General features: G+C 64.8%; 18 protein-coding genes and 1 pseudogene. 6 read left to right on the plus strand and 13 right to left on the minus strand.

Features of this window, described 5'->3' with window-relative positions; genetic code table 11:
- Positions 1–19 precede the first annotated feature (19 nt).
- Positions 20–853, minus strand: coding sequence for a hypothetical protein (locus CYD53_RS05205; protein WP_103717024.1), 834 nt, complete (start codon positions 851–853; stop codon positions 20–22).
- Between the two features lie 128 nt (positions 854–981).
- Between CYD53_RS05205 and CYD53_RS05210 the strand changes: the two genes are divergently transcribed.
- Both CYD53_RS05210 and CYD53_RS05215 read left to right on the plus strand, forming a co-directional pair.
- On the plus strand, positions 982–2,685 hold the full coding sequence (locus CYD53_RS05210; protein ID WP_103717025.1) for a bifunctional aminoglycoside phosphotransferase/ATP-binding protein: 1,704 nt from the start codon (positions 982–984) through the stop codon (positions 2,683–2,685).
- Positions 2,682–3,575 carry a universal stress protein gene (locus tag CYD53_RS05215; RefSeq protein WP_181011719.1) on the plus strand — a complete coding sequence of 298 codons (894 nt, stop codon included), beginning with the start codon at positions 2,682–2,684 and terminating at the stop codon, positions 3,573–3,575. Before CYD53_RS05210 ends, CYD53_RS05215 begins: the two co-directional genes overlap by 4 nt.
- Before the next feature lie 36 nt (positions 3,576–3,611).
- On the opposite strand, the gene CYD53_RS05220 is transcribed toward CYD53_RS05215, so the two are convergent.
- Complete coding sequence (locus CYD53_RS05220; protein WP_103717133.1) at positions 3,612–4,073, minus strand: NUDIX hydrolase; 462 nt, start codon at positions 4,071–4,073, stop codon at positions 3,612–3,614.
- Between the two features lie 200 nt (positions 4,074–4,273).
- Between CYD53_RS05220 and CYD53_RS30645 the strand changes: the two genes are divergently transcribed.
- Positions 4,274–4,423 carry a CBS domain-containing protein gene (locus tag CYD53_RS30645; RefSeq protein ID WP_245928088.1) on the plus strand — a complete coding sequence of 50 codons (150 nt, stop codon included), beginning with the start codon at positions 4,274–4,276 and terminating at the stop codon, positions 4,421–4,423.
- A 194-nt stretch (positions 4,424–4,617) separates the two neighbouring features.
- Here CYD53_RS30645 and CYD53_RS05230 read toward each other — a convergent pair whose 3' ends face one another.
- The 9 genes and pseudogenes from CYD53_RS05230 to phnA all read right to left on the minus strand — a co-directional run bounded on the left by CYD53_RS05230 (position 4,618) and on the right by phnA (position 16,833).
- Positions 4,618–5,682: an NAD(P)-dependent alcohol dehydrogenase gene (locus tag CYD53_RS05230; RefSeq protein WP_210202282.1), complete on the minus strand. Its 1,065-nt coding sequence runs from the start codon at positions 5,680–5,682 to the stop codon at positions 4,618–4,620.
- Positions 5,683–6,188: 506 nt separating this feature from the next.
- Positions 6,189–7,997 carry an aminodeoxychorismate synthase component I gene (pabB, locus tag CYD53_RS05235; protein WP_181011720.1) on the minus strand — a complete coding sequence of 603 codons (1,809 nt, stop codon included), beginning with the start codon at positions 7,995–7,997 and terminating at the stop codon, positions 6,189–6,191.
- Positions 7,998–8,165: 168 nt separating this feature from the next.
- A complete protein-coding gene (cobF, locus tag CYD53_RS05240) occupies positions 8,166–8,927 on the minus strand; it encodes a precorrin-6A synthase (deacetylating) (protein WP_103717029.1) in 762 nt (253 codons plus the stop codon).
- A 171-nt stretch (positions 8,928–9,098) separates the two neighbouring features.
- Complete coding sequence (locus tag CYD53_RS05245) at positions 9,099–10,724, minus strand: dipeptide ABC transporter ATP-binding protein (RefSeq protein ID WP_210202283.1); 1,626 nt, start codon at positions 10,722–10,724, stop codon at positions 9,099–9,101.
- Positions 10,724–11,631 (minus strand): annotated as a pseudogene (locus CYD53_RS05250) (ABC transporter permease). Before CYD53_RS05250 ends, CYD53_RS05245 begins: the two are co-directional and overlap by 1 nt.
- A gap of 113 nt (positions 11,632–11,744) precedes the next feature.
- On the minus strand, positions 11,745–12,680 hold the full coding sequence (locus CYD53_RS05255) for an ABC transporter permease (protein ID WP_103717031.1): 936 nt from the start codon (positions 12,678–12,680) through the stop codon (positions 11,745–11,747).
- Positions 12,681–12,700: 20 nt separating this feature from the next.
- Complete coding sequence (locus tag CYD53_RS05260; protein ID WP_103717134.1) at positions 12,701–14,251, minus strand: ABC transporter substrate-binding protein; 1,551 nt, start codon at positions 14,249–14,251, stop codon at positions 12,701–12,703.
- Between the two features lie 29 nt (positions 14,252–14,280).
- Positions 14,281–15,561 (minus strand): alkaline phosphatase family protein, encoded by a 1,281-nt coding sequence (locus CYD53_RS05265; protein ID WP_103717032.1) that lies wholly within the window; start codon positions 15,559–15,561, stop codon positions 14,281–14,283.
- A gap of 3 nt (positions 15,562–15,564) precedes the next feature.
- Positions 15,565–16,833 carry a phosphonoacetate hydrolase gene (phnA, locus tag CYD53_RS05270; RefSeq protein WP_103717033.1) on the minus strand — a complete coding sequence of 423 codons (1,269 nt, stop codon included), beginning with the start codon at positions 16,831–16,833 and terminating at the stop codon, positions 15,565–15,567.
- Between the two features lie 102 nt (positions 16,834–16,935).
- Here phnA and CYD53_RS05275 point away from each other — a divergent pair, with 102 nt between their 5' ends.
- A complete protein-coding gene (locus tag CYD53_RS05275; protein WP_103717034.1) occupies positions 16,936–17,802 on the plus strand; it encodes a LysR family transcriptional regulator in 867 nt (288 codons plus the stop codon).
- A gap of 39 nt (positions 17,803–17,841) precedes the next feature.
- On the opposite strand, the gene CYD53_RS30650 is transcribed toward CYD53_RS05275, so the two are convergent.
- Positions 17,842–18,321 (minus strand): invasion associated locus B family protein, encoded by a 480-nt coding sequence (locus tag CYD53_RS30650; RefSeq protein WP_245928090.1) that lies wholly within the window; start codon positions 18,319–18,321, stop codon positions 17,842–17,844.
- Positions 18,322–18,616: 295 nt separating this feature from the next.
- Positions 18,617–19,477, minus strand: a complete 861-nt coding sequence (locus CYD53_RS05285) for an ATP-binding cassette domain-containing protein (RefSeq protein ID WP_103717036.1) — start codon at positions 19,475–19,477, stop codon at positions 18,617–18,619.
- A 485-nt stretch (positions 19,478–19,962) separates the two neighbouring features.
- On the opposite strand from CYD53_RS05285, the gene CYD53_RS05290 reads away from it, so the two are divergent.
- Both CYD53_RS05290 and CYD53_RS05295 read left to right on the plus strand, forming a co-directional pair.
- Positions 19,963–20,247 (plus strand): hypothetical protein, encoded by a 285-nt coding sequence (locus tag CYD53_RS05290; protein WP_103717037.1) that lies wholly within the window; start codon positions 19,963–19,965, stop codon positions 20,245–20,247.
- Positions 20,248–20,386: 139 nt separating this feature from the next.
- Entirely contained in the window at positions 20,387–20,599 is a 213-nt protein-coding gene (locus tag CYD53_RS05295) for a hypothetical protein (RefSeq protein WP_103717038.1), read from the plus strand.
- Positions 20,600–20,688: the final 89 nt, after the last annotated feature.

The following is a 20,688-nucleotide window of genomic DNA, read 5'->3' on the forward strand; positions in this document are numbered from 1 at the left end:
GTTCCCGCCAATCTCCCCGTCACTGGCTGATAAGACACGGGATCGACAGCTCGATCATAGCGTCGACTTCGGCGGCCAGGCCAGAATGCAGCAGCTGATGATGCGTATAGCCACCGCCGACGATCAAGTCCGTCCCCTCATCTGAAGCGAAGATGCGAAGCCGCTCCATCGTCGGCATTCCCATCTGCTTCAAGGCGACCGCTCGCGCAGCAATGCCGTGACATTGCAGAAACGCGGCGACGTCCGAGGTCCCCGACACAGAATGCAAAGCGTCATTCTCCTGGTCCAACAGCTGAACCACGACCACCTGCTTCATCAACCGCAGCACAGGCAAAGCGTCACGGACCACGCGCCTGCCGGCACGGTCATCATGCCAGAGCACAATGGCATTCCGACGCAAGAACGGTTGCCCCGCAGAATGAGGTATGAACAAGAGCGGCCGCCCGCTGTTCAGCAGCAATTTGTCGAGATCGGAGCCTCCGCCCTCGTCGTCAAAGACCGTGTCCCTTCCGATGACCAGAATATCCGAAGCGCGGCCGTGCCGGATCAACGCGGGCACGCGCGGCTCACACTCTGCGATCCACTGGCCTCGACACTGTTGCCGTCCAGCCAGGGCGATAAACCGCCGCCCGGCCTCGTCGAGTTGATGCTGTGTCGCGATCCTCTGTTCCCGTATCAGATCGCGGACCATTCCAATCGTGTCATCCGGCGAAACCTCGGGCGTGGCTGGTGCCTGCGCCACCAAACCCACGAGCCGGGCATCCAAATGCCGGGCTAGCCAGATGGCGTGGTCGACGCGTCCAGCTCCGGGCCGGTCGTCGGGAACATCGACCAAAATGCTGGCATAGGACATTGCGCGCTCCTTGAGGCCTCTGACACGGCAATGAAGAGCAACTCGCTTCTGGATCCTTTGATGTCGATCAATGCCCGCGATCCTGGTGTCCTTAACCTCACATCAGAAATGAGACCGAGGCTGGGTTCATGGACAATCAGACGGAGACGATCTCGTTCCTGTCCTCCGCGGCTGGGTTGGCAGGCAAGAGCCAAGATCGCCAAACCGTCGCGACCCATATCTCGACCGTGCTCCTGCTCGGCGACAAGGCCGTCAAGCTCAAGAAGGCCGTGCAGTTTCCCTATCTCGACTTTTCGACGCCCGAACGGCGCCTGGCCGCATGCTATGACGAATTGCGACTGAACCGGCGCACCGCGCCGGCCATCTACCGCGCCGTGCATCGTATCACCCGCGAAGGCAATGGCCGGCTCGCACTGAACGGGCCTGGCAAGCTGGTCGACGCCGCGATCGAAATGGCGCGCTTCGATGACGACCAGCTCTTCGACAGGTTGGCGCGCGCTGACCGCCTGACGGTCGATCAGATGGACCAGTTGGCGGCCCAGATCGCCCGGCTGCACGAAACCGCCGAGGTCGTATCGGGCGAAGGCGCAGAGCGGTTCGAGCGCATCATCCGTGGCAACGAGCGCGCCCTGGCGGGTTGTCCGATCTTCCTGCCTTCAGAGGTCGCCGATGTGACCGGCGCCTGCCAGCGCCATTTTCAAGGGAAGGCAGCACTCCTCGACCATCGGGCTCGCTCCGGTCGTGTGAGGCACTGCCATGGCGACCTGCACCTGCGCAACATTTGCATGATCGACGGACAACCAACCCTGTTCGATTGCCTTGAGTTCAACGAAGAGCTTGCCACGACGGATGTCCTCTACGATCTCGCCTTCGTGCTGATGGATCTCTGGCATCGCAAGCTGCCCCTTCACGCCAACATCCTGTTCAATCGATACCTCGATCTGACAGGCGACGAGGGTGGCGTGGTCCTGCTGCCGCTGTTCATGGCCGTGCGCGCCGTCATTCGCGCGCATGTCACGGCCATGGAAGTGGCGGAGACCGATCTGGCCTGCGCCTGGAAGGAGGCCGAGGCGAGATCCTATCTCGATCTGGCCCGGGATTTCCTTGCCGAGAATCCAGCCCTTCTGGTGGCAGTGGGAGGTTATTCCGGCTCGGGCAAATCGACCGTTGCGACCCGGATCGCGCCAGAGATCGGACCTGTGCCGGGCGCGCGCATACTCTCCAGCGACCGCATCAGGAAGAAGCTGTTCGGCGTCGCGCCGCAAGCTCGGCTCGGCCCGGAGGCCTATGCTGACGAGATCTCGGAACAGGTCTACGCGACCATCGCCGACCGGGCGGGCGCGCTCGTGGCGGCAGGCCACGGCGTGGTGGCCGACGCCGTGTTCGATCGCCCCTCCCGGCGCGATCGGCTGGCGGCGGTTGCCGCACGCTGCAATGTGCCGTTTCGCGGACTGTGGCTCGACGCCCCCGCGGACATGCTGATGCGTCGCGTCGCAACTCGCAAGAACGATCCTTCCGACGCGACGCCCGCCGTGGTGATCGATCAGCTTGTCCGTCAGTCGGCGCCGACCGATTGGCTGATTCTGGATGCGGCCGGAGATATTGAGGTCGTCAGCAATGCGGCGCGTCTCGCCGTGCGCCCGCAATCGGCAGTCGAACATCACGCGCCGGCTTGCTCGGGAATACGCGTCGCGTCCGCCTCGCCAGAGCCTCGCCGGTCACGCGACCAGGCAGCTCGCCTCTCGCGCAACCCGCCTGACCCGACTTGCACCACTTCGGGTGCGCACGTCCCACCAGGCTCTCAAACCATCATCGCATGGAGGAAACCATGAACCAGATCGCAATGAAGTCTTCGACCACCGGTATCGCCAAGCCGATTCTGAAGGCCGGCTACAAGGATGTGATGGTCCACCTCGACGGCACCGTCGAGGACGAGATTCGCATCGCCCATGCCGAAGCGATCGCCGCCCAGTTCGAGGCCCATCTGACCGGCCTCTATACAAATGCTCTCCCCGATGCCGCCCTCTATGCCGGGGAATTCGGCACTTCGGCCATCGTCGACGCCTACGATGCCGCGCGCAGGGCTGGAGATGCAATCCATACCCGATTGACGCAACGTTTCGCCCGTCTGGGTGTCGCAAACGAGGTGCGGCGATTGGAGAGCTTCCCCGGCTTGTTGGAGAAGGACGTAGCCACCGAAGCGCGCTGGGCTGATCTCATCGTGGGCTCCTGCCCGCATGGAACATCCGATTGCGAGCGCTGGGGCAGCTTGATCGAAACGATCATGTTCAACAGCGGACACGGGCTCTATCTCGTGCCGCCCGGCTTCAAGCCGCGACAGGCGATCCGCACCGTGCTGATCGGTTGGGTCGATACGCGGGAGGCGGCCCGCGCCGTCTCCGAGGTCCTGCCCCTGCTCGGACTGGCGACGCAGGTCCATCTCGCGAGCGTCCAGGAGGCCGGCAAGGGCAAGCTCGGCGGCGCCGAGGCACTGGCTGACATCGCGACCCATCTCGACCGGCATGGCATCGCGACGACGATAAGCCTCCTGCCGGACAACGATACGCCAGCTGCCATGCTCCTCGCCGAGGCCCATCGGGTTTCGGCCGACCTGATCGTCGCGGGAGCTTACGGCCATACGCGGCTGCGCGAATGGATCCTGGGCGGGGCGACCTATGATCTGCTTCAGAGTTCGAACCTGCCGCTTCTGATGGCGCACTGAACTCCATCCCTCTCTGCGCAGCAGCATCGAAAGCCTTCAGGCGCTCGCGAGAACTTCGAGACGGTCGAGCAGCGGCAGTTGCGCAGGCAGAATCTTCTCGCGCGCCATCGGGAAGGCAAACCAGCCGAGGCGGTCGATCTCCGGAAAGGACTGCACGCGCCCACGGCCCGGAGGCCACTCGATCTCGACCACGGCGCTGCGGAACTGATCGATGTCGAAATCGCCTTCCAGGGCGAAGGCCTCGACGACCTTTCCGCTGCGCTGGCGTATGGTGCCGAGCGGATGCAGAACGCCGCTCGGCGAAAAGCCCGTCTCCTCCGCAAATTCCCTGCGAGCCGCCGCCTCGGCCTGCTCGCCCGCCTCGATCCCGCCCTTGGGAATCGACCAGGCCCCAACGTCCTTCCCGCGCCAGAATGGGCCGCCGGGATGGGCGAGAAGAACCAGAAGCTCTCCGTTCGCACGTCGATGCATCAGGATGCCGGCGCTTCTCTTGGGCAGCCCCTTACGTTGAGCGCGACCTGCCATGCCTGATCCCAATCCGGCTTATCGGGTTCGCGCCCGACCGCCGCCGCCCGCTGCAAATGGTCAGTCCAATTGATACCGAACAAATTGCAATCACCACCTGTGTGACAATCCGCCTGGATAAAGCTGCCGGCGGCGCGAGCGCGGGTGCCGCACCCCTGCGGGAGATTGCCGGGATGCTCGTCGAAGCCATCATGACCGCACCCGTGATCAGCATCGCCCCCTCGCCCTCGATGCGTGACGCCAGCCGCCTGATGCTGGCCCATCGGATCAGCGGCTTGCCCGTCGTCGCCGGCGACGGCGCGCTGGTCGGTATGGTCAGCTAAGCAGATTTCCTGCGGCGCAGCGAGCTCGGAACGCAGCGCAAGAGCTCGTGGCGGCTCGAATTCCCGGTCGGCCCCGGCGCGGTCGCGGACGATTAGGTTCACGCGCATGGCCGGCGAGCGCCTGGTCTATGAAGCGCGTCCCGTCCCCCGCCCGGGAACAGGCGCATGGCTGATCCCTGTCGGGCCAGCCCCCCTCAAGGCGTGATCGCGACCTTCAGGACGCCGTCACGCTGGGCGGCGAAAAGCTCATAGGCGTCGACGATCCGCTCCAGCGGAAACCGGTGGGTTACGAGCCCGCCGAGATCTATCCGTTCCGTGGCGACCACCTCCATCAGGCGCCGCATCCGCTCCTTGCCGCCCGGACACAGCGTCGTGACGATCCGGTGATCGCCGAGGCCGGCCGCGAAAGCTCCAAGAGGAATGGTGAGGTCGGTCGAATAGACGCCGAGCGAAGACAGCGTCCCGCCCGGGCGCAACACGCGCAAGGCGGCCTCGAACGTCTCCTGACGTCCCAGCGCCTCGATCGCAACATCGACGCCTCGCCCATCGGTCAGGCGCATGATCTCGGCGACGGGATCGCCTTTGGAAAAGTCGACAACCACATCGGCGCCGAGGCGGCGCGCCATTGCCTGCCGCGCGGGGATACTTTCAACTGCGATGATGCGCGTCGCCCCCATCAGCCGCGCACCCGCAGTCGCGCAGAGTCCGATCGGCCCCTGCGCGAACACCGCGACACAGTCGCCGATCCTGACGCCCCCCTTCTCCGCTCCCGAGAAGCCTGTCGACATGATGTCGGGACACATCAGGACCTGCTCGTCACTCAGGCCCGAAGGCACCGGCGCGAGATTGGTCATCGCATCGGGAACGAGCAGAAAATCGGCCTGAGCGCCGTCGATCGTGTTGCCGAAACGCCAGCCGCCCATGGCTTTGAAGCCGTGCCGCTCGCCTGGCCCATCCTGCGAGTGGCAGCCGCAAAGGCAGGCCGTGCTGTAGCCAGAGGGCGTGATCGCGCCGGCAATGACGCGCTGCCCCTCCTTGAAACCCCGCACGGCGGAGCCGAGCTTCTCGATGATTCCGACCGGCTCATGGCCGATCGTCAGGCCCCTCGCGACCGGATATTCGCCCTTGAGGATATGAACGTCCGTGCCGCAGATCGTCGTCGTTGTGATACGCAGCAGGGCGTCGAAGGGGCCGATATCGGGCACTGGCTTGTCTTCGAGGACAATCCTTCCGGGAGCAATGAAGACAGCGGCGCGCATTTTCGCTGGCCGGGGCCGAGATCGCGTTTCAATCGAGAATGAGGTTGTTCGAGGATAGACTGCGATGTGGCTCATCTCTGCGCCTCGTGTCGGAACGGGACTATTTCAGCGCATCATCTTTGCCCAAAACTGGCTTGAATCCTTGATCTGACGCAATCGGGCGCAACGAAATCCGCCTATTATTTCTCCTTGTTGGCAAGGCGGCTTTTTCTAGCTTGTCCGCTTTCTGCGAATACGATCTCGCGGAGCAGAGCAAGCCCGCCGCGGAATCGCAGCCAGGCGGCAATGGGTGGACGCTCGTCCAAATCGTCACTGATCGAGGGATTGCCCTGAGAGGAACCACTGCGCGCTCTGAAAAGACGACGCAGCCGAGAGGCCAGTCCAGATACTGATCTGATGGTCATTGCATCACCACAAGGCCAGCTTCCAGCTGGCCTTGTGAACTCTACTGGAAATGAACCAATCGGGATTGACCTGGATCAATCAGGAATATTCCCAAAGTGTCGCTATAGGTTCCCGAGTTGAGCCCGTCTCAATCCGCGCAGGCTATTGCCCAGGAACCAGCGCTCCGCGCGTGCGAGATCATCAAGCACAAGTTGTTGCTCGATGGCTTCACCGCTTCCGATCAGGCTTTGGCGCAGCACGCCCGGCAGGACGCCATCGGTCAGCGGCGGCGTCAGCAGGATCCCTCCCCGCTCGACGAAGATGGTGCTACGCGCCGATTCCGTCACGAAACCGGCTCGATTCACGAAGATCGCCTCATCGGCTCCCTGCATGAGCGCCGCCGCATAGGCGGTCTCATAGAGCCGGCGGCGCGTCGTCTTGTGCTGAAGGAATGGATCTGCGGCATCGGTCCTGTCGGCTGCGACGATGACGCTGAGCAGTCGCTCCGGCTCCTCCGCCAACACCGGTGCGGCGAGATCGAGAACCCCATCGCGGCGCAGTTCGAGGCGGATGCGCCGGTCGTCCCGCCTGTCGAAAGTTGTCGCCAAGCCGTCAAGCCTGGCTTGCACATCGCAACGGTCGAAACTGAAGCCAAGCGCGCTTGCCGAGCGGGCGAGGCGGTCGAGATGCAACTGCAGGCGTGCGAAGCCCGTTTCCCGTGACCAGCGCAATGTTTCGACAAGCCCGTAATCCTCGGCGAGATCGGTCAGGACACGGGCCTTGAGCAAGGCTTCGGCGTATTCGCTCGCGGCCTCCGAATCCGCCACGATGCCACCTCCGATACCATAGCGCCCTGCCCCATCGGGAAAGATCGCCGCAGTGCGAATGGCAACGTTGAAACGCAGATCGCCGTTCGGAGCGATTGCGCCGATCGCTCCGGTATAGACATCCCGCGGCCCATCCTCGATCTCACGGATGATCTGCATCGCCCGCAGCTTGGGCGCACCGGTGATCGAGCCGCACGGGAAGGCCGCCCGCATGAGCTCCTTGAGCGAAAGCCCGGGCTGCAAATTGGATGTCACGGTCGATGTCAGCGTGTGGAATGTGGGGTAGGTCTCAACCCTGAAGAGGCTCGGCACCTCGACCGAGCCCAGCACGCTGATCCGGCCCAGATCGTTGCGCAGCAGGTCGACGATCATGAGATTTTCGGCGCGTTGCTTCGGATCGGCCTGTAGCGCCGCCATAGCGACCCGATCGGCCTCGGGATCGCCGAGACGCGATGCTGTTCCCTTCATCGGGCGCGTCGTCGCCCGACCGGACTTGACCTCGAGGAAGAGCTCCGGCGAGACCGACAGGATCGTGGCGCCTTCGAAGGCGATGATCCCGCCATGCGAAACCGGCTGGCTCGCCCGTAATGCGGCATAGAGCGCGAGCGGATCGCCATCGTAGCGGAAGTCGACCGGGAAGGTCAGATTGATCTGGTAGGCGTCGCCGGCATGCAGATAGTCGAGCACGCGCGCGACCTTGGCGGCATGCGCGGAAGCCTCGAGTCGCGGTTGAACCAGGCCGAGCGGCCGCGGCGGAGCCAGAGCCGCGAAGTGCCGGTCGAGTTCAACCGGCGCGACCTCCAGCGGCTCCCGGAACAGCCCTAACCACAGCAGGGGCAATGCACGGTTCAAGGGCATCGCCGCCATGAGCCGGGGCTCAAAGGCGTAGCCCAGCTCGTAGCCCAGGAAGCCCGCGGCATGCAGCCCACGCGCCAGGCCGCCCTCGATCCTACGCAACGCGGCCGGAACGTCGTCGCCATGAACACAGGAGACGATCTCGACCGGATCGCGATAGAGCCGCGCCGGGGCCGATCCGGCGAGGCGGTCCTCCAGCAGCACGAATGGCTGCTGTGAGCTCAGCATGGTCTGGATCGAAAACGGCATCTGCAGTGTAGCTTCTGACTGGATAGGCGGCGCAACGCCCGAATCGGCTGCGCGTTCAGATAGAAGGCAGAGCGCGACATGCCGAGGGGCATCTGAGCCTGGGCCTTCCATCCGCCTCCGACAATCGGATGTCGCGGCCGCGATCTGATTCAGGCGGGACTGCCCCGATCAGGTCTTACCACCCTTGCGGAGCAGATAGGTATCCATGATCCAGCCCTTCTCCTCGCGGGCTTGCCGTCGAATCCGCTCGATATCGCCCATCACCTCAGAGAGCTTTCCAGCCACCAGGATCTCATCCTCGGTGCCAAGATAGGCGCCCCAGTAGATATCGAGATCATCCGCCTCGATGCGCTTGAAGGCCTGGTCGCCATCGAGCATGACGACGACGCTGTCGAGATTGTCGGGAAACCCCTCAGTGAGTTTGCGCCCGGTCGTGATCAGCACCGGTTGTCCGATGCGGTTGAGCGCGACGCGATGCCGGGCCGCCAGTGCCTGCACGCTGCTGACGCCGGGGATGATATCGTATTCCAGCGCACATCCCTCGGCTCGGATCTGTTCGATGATCCGCAATGTGCTGTCATAGAGCGTCGGGTCGCCCCAGACGAGAAAGCCCCCGCATTCGCCATCTCCGAGCTCCTCCATGATGAGGCTCTCATAGTCATCCGCCAGCTGCGCATGCCACTGATCGACACTGCCGCGGTAATCTTGTCCTGCAGCGGCGCGCGTTGGAATCGGCACCGGGACCATGCGATAGTCCGAGCCGTCGATGAAGCGCTCACAGATGTCCTTGCGCAGTCGCTGCAGCGCCGTCTTGTCTACTCCCTTGTCCGGGATGAAGAAGACATCGACCTGGTTGAGGGCCTTGATCGCCTGGACCGTGACATAATCGGGATTGCCTGCCCCGATCCCGATGATCAGAATTTTGCGCATGCGAGCCTCATGATCCAAGCTCGCATCTCAAGCGGGCTCGCAGCCATAGCATGCGAGGTGCCTTCGATCACCGACAAGGACACGATGCCACGCGGCTTCCCCCCTGACGGCATGCCAGAACGGCGGCGCCCCGAGCGGGGAGCGAGGCGCGGATGAGCCTTCTCGAAAGCCCTAAGCACTCTCGAGGACACTGATACCGGCCATCGTGCTCGTCATGTCGTGCGGCTGCGGCATCGCGGCCATCAGCCGTTGCGTATAGGGGTTCGTGGGTTCCTCGACGATGGCCGCAGCCGGCCCCTGCTCGACGATGCGCCCGCGATGCATCACGGCGATACGATCAGAGACCCAGCGCACGATCTCGATGTCGTGGCCAACGAACATCATCGCAAATCCACGCTTGGCCTGGAGCACCTTCAGCATGGCGATGACCTGCATCTGCACCGTGGCGTCCAGGGCCGAGACGATCTCGTCGCAGATCAGGAGGTCCGGTTCCGATAGAAGCGCCCGCGCGATGCAGACGCGCTGGCGCTGGCCACCGGATAATTGGTGCGGATAGCGGCCGAGATGCTCGCCAGAGAGTCCGACATCGCCCAATGCGGCTTCGAGCCTGGCTCGCTCGCCCTGACCTGAGAGGCCGAGCAATTCCAAGGGTTCGCGCATTGCAGCTTCGATGGTCAGCCTTGGATTGAGCGCGCCATAGGGATTCTGGAAGATGATCTGGCAGCGGCGCCGCAGGGCGCGGCCGAGCCGCTCCAGCCGCGCGATCGGTGTGCCGAAGAGCGAAATCTCCCCGCCCCCAGCTCGGGCAAGACCGATGGCGAGCCGCGCCAAGGTCGACTTGCCAGAGCCGGATTCGCCGAGAATGCCGAGCGTTTCGCCCGGTCCGATCGTCAGCGAGACCCCGTGCAGCGAGCGGAAGGGCCGGCTGAAGAGGCGCCTGGCGGGATAGTCGTGGACGAGCCCCTCGATGCGCAGCACGGGCTCCACCGCATGCGCCACGGGCGACGCCTGCGGCGGCGTGGCGAGCATGCGACGCGTCGAGACGAGCTTGCGCGTGTAGTCCTCCTGCGGATCACGGAGGATGACCGCGGTCGGTCCGCGCTCCACGGCTCGGCCCGCCTGCATCACGACGATGCGGTGCGCGAGCTCCGCCGCGGCCGCCAGATCATGGGTGATGAACAGCAGCGCGTTGCCGAGCTTGCGCTGCAGATTTCTCAGAAGCGTCAGGATTTCGGCCTGGACGGTGGCGTCGAGCGCACTCGTCGGTTCGTCGGCAATCAGCAGGCGCGGTTCGGCGGCCAGCGCCATGGCCAGCATGACGCGCTGCTGCTGACCGCCGGACAGCTCGTGCGGATAGCGCCGCGCAATCTCGGCCGGATCGGGCAGCTCGACCATGGAGAGCAGTTCGAGACGGCGCGCACCGCGCTGCCGGCCATCGCCCATGCCAAGCCGGCATAGCGCCTCGTCAATCTGCCCCGCGACCGTCATGAAGGGATTGAGGCTGCTCATGGGATCCTGGAAAACCATGCTCATGGCGCGGCCACGCAAGGGGCGCATCGCCACGTCATCGTCTGGTTTGAGCAACTCACCGTCGAAACGCAGGCGCGCATGGTCGGCGATGACGGCGCCGGGCGGCAGAAGCCCCATGATGGCGGCCGCCGTCATGGACTTGCCGGAGCCCGATTCTCCAATCAGCGCCATCGTCTCGCCCGGCGCGATCGCGAAGCAGAGCTCGCGCACCACGCGCCTGCCGGCGATGGTGATGTCGAGATCGGTGATGTCGAGGATCGGGCGCATCAGGCAAGCCTCGGATCGATCAGGCGATGGAGCATGTCGACCATCGTGTTGATGGCGACGAGGGCGACCGCGATCAGGGTGACGGCGGCAAGGATGATCGGATAGTCGCGGCCATGGATCGCATTGAGCGTCAGGCTGCCGAGACCCGGCAGTCCGAACAGCACCTCCATCGTCAACGAGCCGGCAACCAGCCCCCCAGAACGAGGCCCGACAAGGCAAGCATGATGGGCATCGCCGCCGGCAGAACATGAGCGAAGGCGATGCGCCAGGGTGACAGGCCCTTGGCGCGGGCCGTGCGCACATGCGGCAGCATCACCGCCTCGCGCAGCTCCTCGCGCAGCGATTTGACGATCTGGCCCGCATTGTCGAGGCCGATCACGAGCACCGGTATCAGCAGCCCCCCGATGACGGGCAACCAGCCAAGCCAGATCGAGAAGACGAGGATCGCCGCGACGCCGGCGCAGAAGGTCGGCACGGCGATCGACCAGGTGTTGACGAAGTCGATCACCGCATCGAGCCAGCGCGAGGGTCTTGCGGTCGCTGCGATCGCGAGCAGCAGGGCCAGCGAGACGCCGAAGCAGAAGCTGAGCGCAGCAAGCCGCGCCGTGACCGGCAGTGCCGTCCCGAGCATGTCTCCGACGGGTCGATCGAAGCGGATCGAACGGCCGAAATCGCCGCTCAACGCATGGCCGACCCAGTCTGCGAACTGTTGCGGCAAGGGCTGGTCGAGCCCGAGGTTGCGACGCATCTCCACCTGCTGGTCGGCGGTCAGCCCCCCTTCCAGGCCGAGCACGTCGACGACGTCACCCGGCATGACGCGGCAGAGAAAGAAAGTCAGCATGACGATGAAGCAAGCCTGGAGGAGGCCTCGCAGCAGGCTGAATAGGACGGCGACGATGCGTGCCATGATGATGCATCCTGGAGCGTTTTCGAGCGAAGCGGATACCGATCCGCGTGAAAATATTGTGTTAAAACAAAAGCATAGAGTAATCTAACGATCCAATCGGATCGGACATTGCGCTAGGCGATCGCGAGCGGCGGCTGGGCTGGAGCGGCGGGCTGCGCCTCATCGTCCCCGCCAAGGCCCGGGGCTTCGGCGCGGACAGGATCGAGCCAGCGTCGCAGATGGTTGCCGACGACGGAGAGGCTGAGCGTCAACAGCACCAGCGCCACGAGCGGCACCGCGATTGCGTGTGGGGCGCGTTCGACGAAACGGCTCGAATCCGCAATCATCCGGCCCCAGGTCGGCGCGTCCGGCGAGGAGCCGACGCCGAGAAAGCTCAACACCGACTCCGTGACGATGCAGCGCGGCAAAATGATCGTAGCCTGGGTCACCAGGGTGCCGGCGATATTGGGCAGGATGTGACGACGCAGGATATGCAGCCTGCCGCCGCAGAAGCTCGCCGCCGCCTGGACATAGTCCCGCGCCACCTCGCGCTTATAGGCCGCGCGCGTCACATAGGCGACGAGCGGCGCAAAAGAGATCCCGAGCGCGAGGATCAGCGGCCCGGGGCCGCTGCCCAGGCCGACGATCAGCAGCAGGGCAAGCAGCGTGCCCGGAAGCGCGCGCACGAGATCGATCAGTGAGAACAGGACAGCAGCCGGCCAACGCCCGAACGTCAGCGCAAGCAGGCCCAGCCCGGCGCCGATGGCGAAGGCGATCGCCGTGCCCGCCAGGGAAATGCCGAATGTCGAGCGTGCCCCGTAGAGCAGCCGCGCGAAGACATCGCGGCCGAGATGGTCGGTACCGAGCGGGAAATCCGCGCTCGGCCCCTTGTTGATCTGCAGCAGGTCCTGGTCGAGCGGAGAATTCTCCGTCAGCCAGGGCGCAGCGAGGCCGGCCGCGACCACCAGCAGCACGATGGCGCAGGAGAGGACGAGGCCAGCCGGCCAACGACGACGCCGGGAAGGAGTTCGGCTGAGGCCGGCCTCCTGTGCTGAAGCCTGGATCGCCATGGCGAGCCCCTCCTGTCCGGTCAGGCGTCGATCGTGGTGTGTGCGACGCCACCGCTCGCCCAGTGGCAAGCCCAGGTGAAGCCTGGGTCGTACCCCTTCACGCCCTTGCGGATCGCAATCAGGCTCGGCGCATGGCCGAGTACGTAGAAATAGCCCTTCTCGATGATGCGCTGGGAGGCCTTGAGATAGGTCGCCTTGCGGTCGGCGGCGTCGGGCTCCTTGACGGCCTCGTCGATCAGCTTGTCGAGGTCGGGATCCTGGATACCGCCCCAAAGAACGGGATTGGGTCCGTCGCTCATCAGGCGGACATAGCGCAGGAAGATGTCGGAGCGCGGCCCCGACGCCATCGCGTTCATGTCCCAGTCGTATTGGCCGAGGCGCTTCTGCGCGGCGATGTCGTCGAGCGCGACATGGTTCACCTTGAAGCCGAGCTTGCGCACCATCTGCACGACGACCTGCGCATAGGGTTCCTGCCAGGAAACGAACTCGATCACATGCTCGGCCGGCTTCACGCCGGCATCAGCGAGCAGCTTCCTGGCCTGGTCGAGATCGAGCTTGCGGAACGCATCGGCGTCATGGCTCGCCTTGTCGAAATAGACATTCCCGGGCGTAACGATCTGATTGGTGACGATGCCCTTGTCGCCGCCGACGAAGTTCATGAAAGCGGCCTTGTCGACGGCCAGCGTCAACGCCTTGCGCACGCGCACATCGTCGAAGGGCTTGCGCGGCTTCCTGTTGTTGAAGGCGACGAAGTACCAGGTCGAATCTTTCAGGCCCGAGATGGTCGCGACGCCGGCTTTCTCCAGGCCTTCCGCCGCTTCGCGCTCGGCACTGATGATGTGCACGTCGCCGGCGCGCAGCGCGAGGCTCTTGTCGATGCCGTCGCGCAGGTCGAACTCGATCGCTTCCAGATGCGGCGCACCGCTTTTCCAGTAGTCGGCGAAGGCGGGGGCGAGCAGTTTCACCTTGGGCTGCCAGGTTCCGAAGGTGAAGGGGCCGGTGCCGATCGGCGTCTTGATCGTCTCCTCCCAGCCCTCGGATTTCGGCGACAGGATCCAGAGTTCCGAGAGCAGGTTGAGGAAGGGCGAGTAGGGTTCCTGCAGGGTGACGGCAAGCGTGGTCGCATCCGGCGTTTCGAGCTTCACGACGCGCTTCATCGCCGAGACGAGCCAGCCGCCCTTCACCTTCGTCTTGACCCGCTCGAAATTGGCGGCAACGTCGGCGGCACTCATCACCTCGCCATTGTGGAATTTCACATTCGGCCTGACCTTGAAGCGATAGGTCAGCCCGTCCGGCGTCATCTCGAAGCTCTCGGCCAGGAACGGCTCGACCGATCCGTCAGCCGCGATCGAGGTCAGCGCCTCGGCATAGCATTGCTGCACGGCGATGCTGCCGGTGTGGCGGTGCGGGTCGGAGGTGTCGAGGCCGAGCGTGGCGTATTTGAGCACGCCCTTGCGGGCGGCCTGGCCGAAAGCCTCGACAGGCAGGACGGCAAGGGCGCCGGCGAGGCCGGCGGCCCGGGCAAGGAAGCTGCGGCGGTCGAGACCGCGATCATTGGTGAAGCTGGTCATGGCTGCGTGTCCGATCGTCATTGCAGGGGTCAGAGGCGTGTCTGCAGCGGCCGGCCGTCCAGGCCGTCCGTGTCATGTCCGAGAAAGGCGAGAAGCGTCGGAGCGAGGTCGATCGCGGAGGTTGTCTCGGCGATCACGGCGCCGGCTTCAAAACCGGGGCCGTCCAGCATCAGGACCGGCGATTGCTCGTAGCGCCCAAGCCCACCATGCTGGCCGCAGCCGAGCCGGTCAGGCTTGCCGCCCGCAGGTTTGGCCGCCAGGCTGAGGCCTGGAACGCCATATTCATTGACCGCCTCGTCATCGGCGGCCATGGCTACGGCGAAAGCGAGATGTCCGCCGGCCGGCACGCCGAACGCCTCGAAATCATCCGGCGTGATCAGGCGGCCGACCCAGGGGCGATCGGCCAGGAAGCGGCCGAGCCCCTCGATCCGGTCATGATGCTCCGGATCGACATAGATCAGCGCCGCGGTACCGTTCGGAGCGACCACGACATCGGCCGAGTCCGGCGCGGCCTTGAGGCCGGCAGTGACCAGCTCGGCCACGATGTCGACGACGCCGGTGACGGTCTGGTGGCCATGGTCCGAGCCGACGAGGAGCAGGATCTCTTCACCTCGCAACCGGGCGGCAGCGACGGCAGCAATGACCGCGCCGGCATGGGCATCGGCCCGGCGCAGAGCCTCGTGATGCGGCGGCGAGCCGAGTGGGCAGTCATGCTGGGTCGTGTCGGGATGCCCCAGCCAGGCGAGCGCCAATGCGGGAGCACCGACCTCGATCGCTTCAGTCACGAAACGAGCGACGAGAGCGGCATCGCCGTCGAGATCGCCAGCGATCGTCAAGGCCCGCTCGCCGGTCATCGGCTCCCGGCCCGGCCCGAGGCTGCCGGCACGGTGATAGACATGGCCGTGGCCGAGCGGATCATGCAGATAGGCAGCCCCGGGCGAGACATTGTTGTAGATCACGACGCCACCCGTCAGGGCGAGGCGCTCTGCGAGCGTCGGCATAGCCAGCGCCGCACCGGTCAGGCGCTGCTTCTCGGCGATGAACTCCGGCTTGCCGGCGTCGAAGAGGGCAAGCGCACCATGCTCCACCATCGCAATCGTGTTGCCGGCCAGCCCATGCCGGGCGGGCCAGCAGCCCGTCGCAACGCTCGACGAAACGACACGTGTCACGGATGGAAAGACCGAACGGTGTTGCTCGCACCAGTTCGCCCGCTCCCGGAAGGCAGCGAGCCGAGGCATCAGCGCTGGCGTGACGAAGTCCCGGCGCAGCCCGTCGAGCATGAGGAGAACAGCACGGCGTTGCTTCGTCATGGCTCAAACCTCCTCGCGGCACGCGCCGTTCAGCACGAAATCGAAGATGTCGTAGTTATGGAGCTGCTGCGTCGCGGCCTTGCGCCGATAGGCCGTGTTCAGCGGATGCGAGACCAGGAAGGGCACGTCCCGCTCGGCCAGGCTGCCATGCGAGCGCAGCCGCGTACCGGCCAGTTCGCCCAGCGCATGGGCGCCGTCATGGGTGCCCAGAGCAACGCCTTTGCTGGCGATGATCGCGACGTCCCCTTCCCGTTCGATCGGCTGGTCGAAGCGGCGGCACATCTCCTCGCGCAGGAGCGCGAGCTGGACGCCGGGCAGCCGGCCCAGGAAGCCGCGGACCTCGTCATGGTCTTGATCGCCCAGAATATGGACGCGCACGAAACCGCCGAGCGCACCGTGATGGCGCACGAACGGATCGGTGATCGGGCAGATCACGCGCGTCGCGCCCACGCCATAGCGGGCGTCCAGGCAGTCGCCGAGATAGAGGATGTTCGGGGAGCCGTCGGCGAGCGAGAGATCCGTCATGCCGTGATCGGCGACGATGCCGACCGTCGCGCCGGCGTCGAGAAACGCCCCGACGCGCGCATCGACGGCGCGGATGAAGGCGTCCGACTCCGGCGCGCCCGGCGCATGGGCGTGCTGCACGAAATCCGACAGCGACAGATAAAGAACTTGCGCACGGCCGCTTTGGAGCAGGCGCAGGCCGGCATCGAGCACGAACAGCGAAAGCTCGGGCGAATACTGGTCTGGAACAGGCTGTCCGGCCTGTGCTTCCTCCCCTGAAATGCCGTGCTCCGCGACGGTGCAGGAGGCGGCTTTCTCGGCGGAGAAGGCGATGCCCTGGCGGCCCTCGCCCGCCAATCCGACGGCAAGCGCCTTGCGCAGCTTGTCCTTGGCCGTGACGGCAGCGACCTTCACGCCTATCTGGGCGAGGCTGGCGAGGATCGTCGGCGCGCGCAGCGGCCCGGCATCGGTCATCATGACCTCAAGGCCGGTCGCGCGGTCATACCAGTAATTGCCGGAGACCCCATGGACGCTGGGTGGCGCACCGCAGACGATCGAGACATTGTTGGGATTGGTGAAGCTCGGCATGGCCGAATGCGCGCTGGCATAGAGGCCGTGCGCCGCCATGGCGGAAAGGCGCGGAGAAATACCCCTTATCGCCGCATCCGCAAGATATGACGGGTCCATTCCATCATAGCAGATCACGACCTTAGGGGATGACGGCACGCAATAGCCGCGTTTATTGACCTCTACCGGCGTATTAAGCATGTAATCCTCAGCATTTTTACTTTTGCTGAGGCCATATTTACCTATTTACGGCAAGATGTAAGCGATTTATGTTCAGCCGAATTTGAGTTAAGGTCACATTCGATGTCGCATTTACCTTCACTGCGCGCCCTTGCGACCCTGGAGGCCGTAGTGCGCACCGGCAACATCGTGGCAGCGGCAGATGAACTCTGTGTGACACCGGGCGCCATCAGCAAGCAGCTCGGGCAATTGCAGGAGGTGATCGACGAGCCCCTCTTCGAGAAAGGGCACCGCCTCCGTCCGACGCCGCTCGCCACCGAGCTCGCACAGGCCATCGGAGCAGGCCTGCTGCAGATCCGCGACGGCTGGGAAGCCGCATCGCGGAACGGGCAGCGGCGCGTCCTGACGCTGGCCGCCAATACCACGCTCTCGGTTCACTGGATCATGCCGCGATTGGTGGATGTGGAAGTGGCGGCGGGAGGACGCGCCATACGCGTCTCGCCACTCCACACCACGGATGACTGGCAGCACGCACAATTCGATATCGGCATCCTGCGCAACGCCTGGAAACCCGAAGGCTGGCAATATCGTGAGATCGGTATCGAGCGGTTGACCCTGCTCGCTCCGCCTGATCGGGCGGAGGCGCTGCGGCGAACCGGGCCTGCCGGTCTCGAGGCCGAAACCGTCTTCGTCGCCGACACTCGCGGCGGCGAACTCGAAAGCTGGCTCGCAATCGCGGGAATCGGAAAACCGGCGACCATCCGGTCCACGCCGCATTTTTACATTGCGGCGCAGGCGGCCATGGCGGGACAGGGCTGCATCATCGCTCCGCCCCTGGTGCTGGCCGACCTCATCGAGCAAGGCCGGCTCGCCGCGCCGTTTCCCGACATCATCTCGAAGGGGGCGACCCTGACAGCCGTCTTCGACCCGAGCCGCTGCAAGGCAGCTTTCGTCGAAAAGCTGTTGGGGGCTCTGTTTCGGGACTTCTGAGGTCGATCGAAGGCTCTAAAATCCGAACGCTCGGTGCGGCTAGCCGCCGAGCTGTCCGATGCGGGCGAGCGCCGCTGCAAAACCATTGAGCGAGATGTTGAAGGCGACAGGGTCGCCGCTGGAGAGGTTCAGCGCGGCGGCGGTCAAGGTCTTGCCGGTCTTCATCGCCTCGGTGGCGACCGTCGGAAACGACACCGGAAGCAGGCAGCCTGCGGGAATGCAGGTCGAGAAGCGCAGGCCCTGACCGAGATCCTTGTCGTCGAGCCGCAGGATCGCGCCGTTTTCGAGCTTCAATCCGAACGGCATCAGGATCGTGCCGTCGGCACGGCCGTCCCGCGGCGTACGAAGCTCGATCGCGAAGAGGCGCTGATTGTTCTGACTATTGCCCTGCGACTGGGCGAGCACGCAGAGTTTCTGCCCCTCGGTGACGCGGCAATCGACCGTCCAGTCGCCATAGCTCTCATTGATGGCGCTGGCGCCATTGGGAAGTGTCGCCGGCCCGGACGCGGGCTGGCTCACGGAAGGCACTTGGGGTTGAGCCTGGGCCTGCGTTGCTGCCTGTGGCGGACGCGCGGGCGGCCTGACCGCGACCGGCTTGGGAGCGGGCTTCGGCGGCGCAACTCGCCTGGCGGCCTCGGGCTTGGCCGCGGGGGCTTCCTCCGGGACGTCGCCGGCGGGAGCATCCTGCGCGGATGCCCAACGGGGCAGGGAAACGCAGATCGCGATAGCGGCGAGGCCGACAAAAAGGAGAAGCGGAAGGCGGCGGCGTTCGCGGGACATGGTCTGGCTCTTGAATATGGGCGTCGGGTTGAGTTCAGCGGACGAAGGCGAGCGGACGTGCCGTGTCGGGATGAGGCATCACGCCCATCCCCACGCCGTAGATGGCCTCGAGTTGTCCAGGCGTGAGGATGTCGTCGGGCGCGCCGCGCGCAATCAGCCTTCCCGAATGCAGGGCGATGATCTCGTCGCAGAAGCGCGCGGCCATGTTGACGTCGTGCAACACGATGACGACGCCGAGGCCGCGCTCGCTGGACAGGCGATGCACCAGTGAGAGCACCTCGACCTGATGGGAGACGTCGAGCGCCGAGATCGGCTCGTCGAGCAGCAGGCACTCCGCATCCTGCGCGACCAGCATGGCGATCCAGACGCGCTGGCGCTCACCGCCTGACAGCGTATCGACGAGACGGTCGGCAAAAAGCTCGACATCGGTCAGCGCCATCGCCTCAGCGACCTTCTCGCGATCGACGGCCCCGAAGCGCCCGAGCGCGCCATGCCAGGGATAGCGACCGAGCGCGACCAGTTCCCTGACCAGCATGCCGGAGGCCGGCGGCGTCTGCTGCGGCAGATAGGCGACCTTGCGGGCGAAGGGCCTGTCGCCCCAGTCGCCAAGCGCCTTGCCTTCGAAGCGGACCGTGCCGCCGCTCGCCGGCTGCTGGCGGGCAAGGATCTTGACCAAAGTCGATTTGCCCGAGCCGTTATGGCCGACCAGCCCGACCACGCGCCGGGCCGGCAGGTTAAGCGTCAGCGGCTCCAGAAGCACTCGCCCGGGAATCGAGAAGGAGACCGCATCGAGAGCAAACAGGGCCTCCTCGGCGGCGGAGGCCGGCCAGGACCCTGCCCGCCCCGAAAAGGCGGTCTCGGCAAGGCTGGAGGCGGTCTTGAACAACGGCTTCATCGACTGAACCTGATCGAAACGGTGAGCGAGATCGCGCTGGCCCCGCTACGCTCACCGATGCGGCTGGACAACGATCTCGCGCACTTGGCGCGAGGAGAACCCGCATCGCTTAGACAATGCAGAATTCTCTCACAACAACAATGATTTAGATAGATTCTAGAGAAGGCGGAGCCGCGCAGCGGATTCTGGACATTTCAGTCTCTGCCCACCGCCTGTTTCTTCGCCACGAGCCAGGACCGCCCTCTCCTACCCGGCCGGAATGCGTCACAACCGAAACTTGGGCCGCTGGCAGTAAACTGACCTTCACCTCCTGGGGTGCTTGCCGCCCGGCTTGGCCCCGCAACAGACGTTCGCAGGCACGATGGAATGCCACCGCATGTTAGGATTCCCCAGATTACCTAGTTCCGGCGAGATGGTCACCGATGCCTTCGAACGGCTGTATGGGATATCAGCCGGCAGGGCGTTGAGGTTAGGATGACGGCGTAATGGCATACACCGACGAACTCGAGCCGCTCCTGGCCCTCGAGCAGGAGCTCCGGCGAAAGATCGCTCTGCGGATCGCTGAAGAGGCGGGCGAGCAGCCCGACGGCGCTCCGTCCGAGAATCAGATCGCGGTTGCCGATGAGGTGATCGCGAACTGGATCGAGGCGGGGGAGGAAGACCAGGACATGCGCGCCTTCCGGCCGATAGGCCCCCTCCAGCAACTGCTCGCCGATCATTTGCTGATCTGTGAGCGCATCCTCGATATGCGCGATCGGCGGCTGTCATGACGAGCAACGCGACCGTCGGTCCACTCAAGATTGCCTAGCGGTCTTCGGAGCGCCTGCTGCGGGCGCCGTCCTAACATTTTCTTTGGAATGACTGCCTGTCGTATAGCTGCCTCCGCCGAATCGCGCCGGGGAGAAGTCGATGCCAAAGCTCTGCAAGTTCACATCGCCCGCAGACGGAAAGCCCGTCTACGTCAATCCCGCGCAGGTCAGCGTCGTCTACACCTTCAAGGGCGAACCGCCTGACACGATCATCGGGTTTCGCAAGGACTTCATGCTGGGCGTGAGGGAAAGCCTGGAGGAAACCGTCAAGATTCTCGACAAGGCGATGGCCGAGGAGTCGGCTGGCGATTAGCCCACCGGCGGCCCCGGCATCGGCTGAGCGACTGAGAGAACTGGGTCCGGGGAATACTGGTTTATAGAGTATAATTCTGCCAGAAAGTC

The sequence above is a fragment of the Allobosea psychrotolerans genome (assembly GCF_002917105.1).
Taxonomy (GTDB): Bacteria; Pseudomonadota; Alphaproteobacteria; order Rhizobiales; family Beijerinckiaceae; genus Allobosea; species Allobosea psychrotolerans.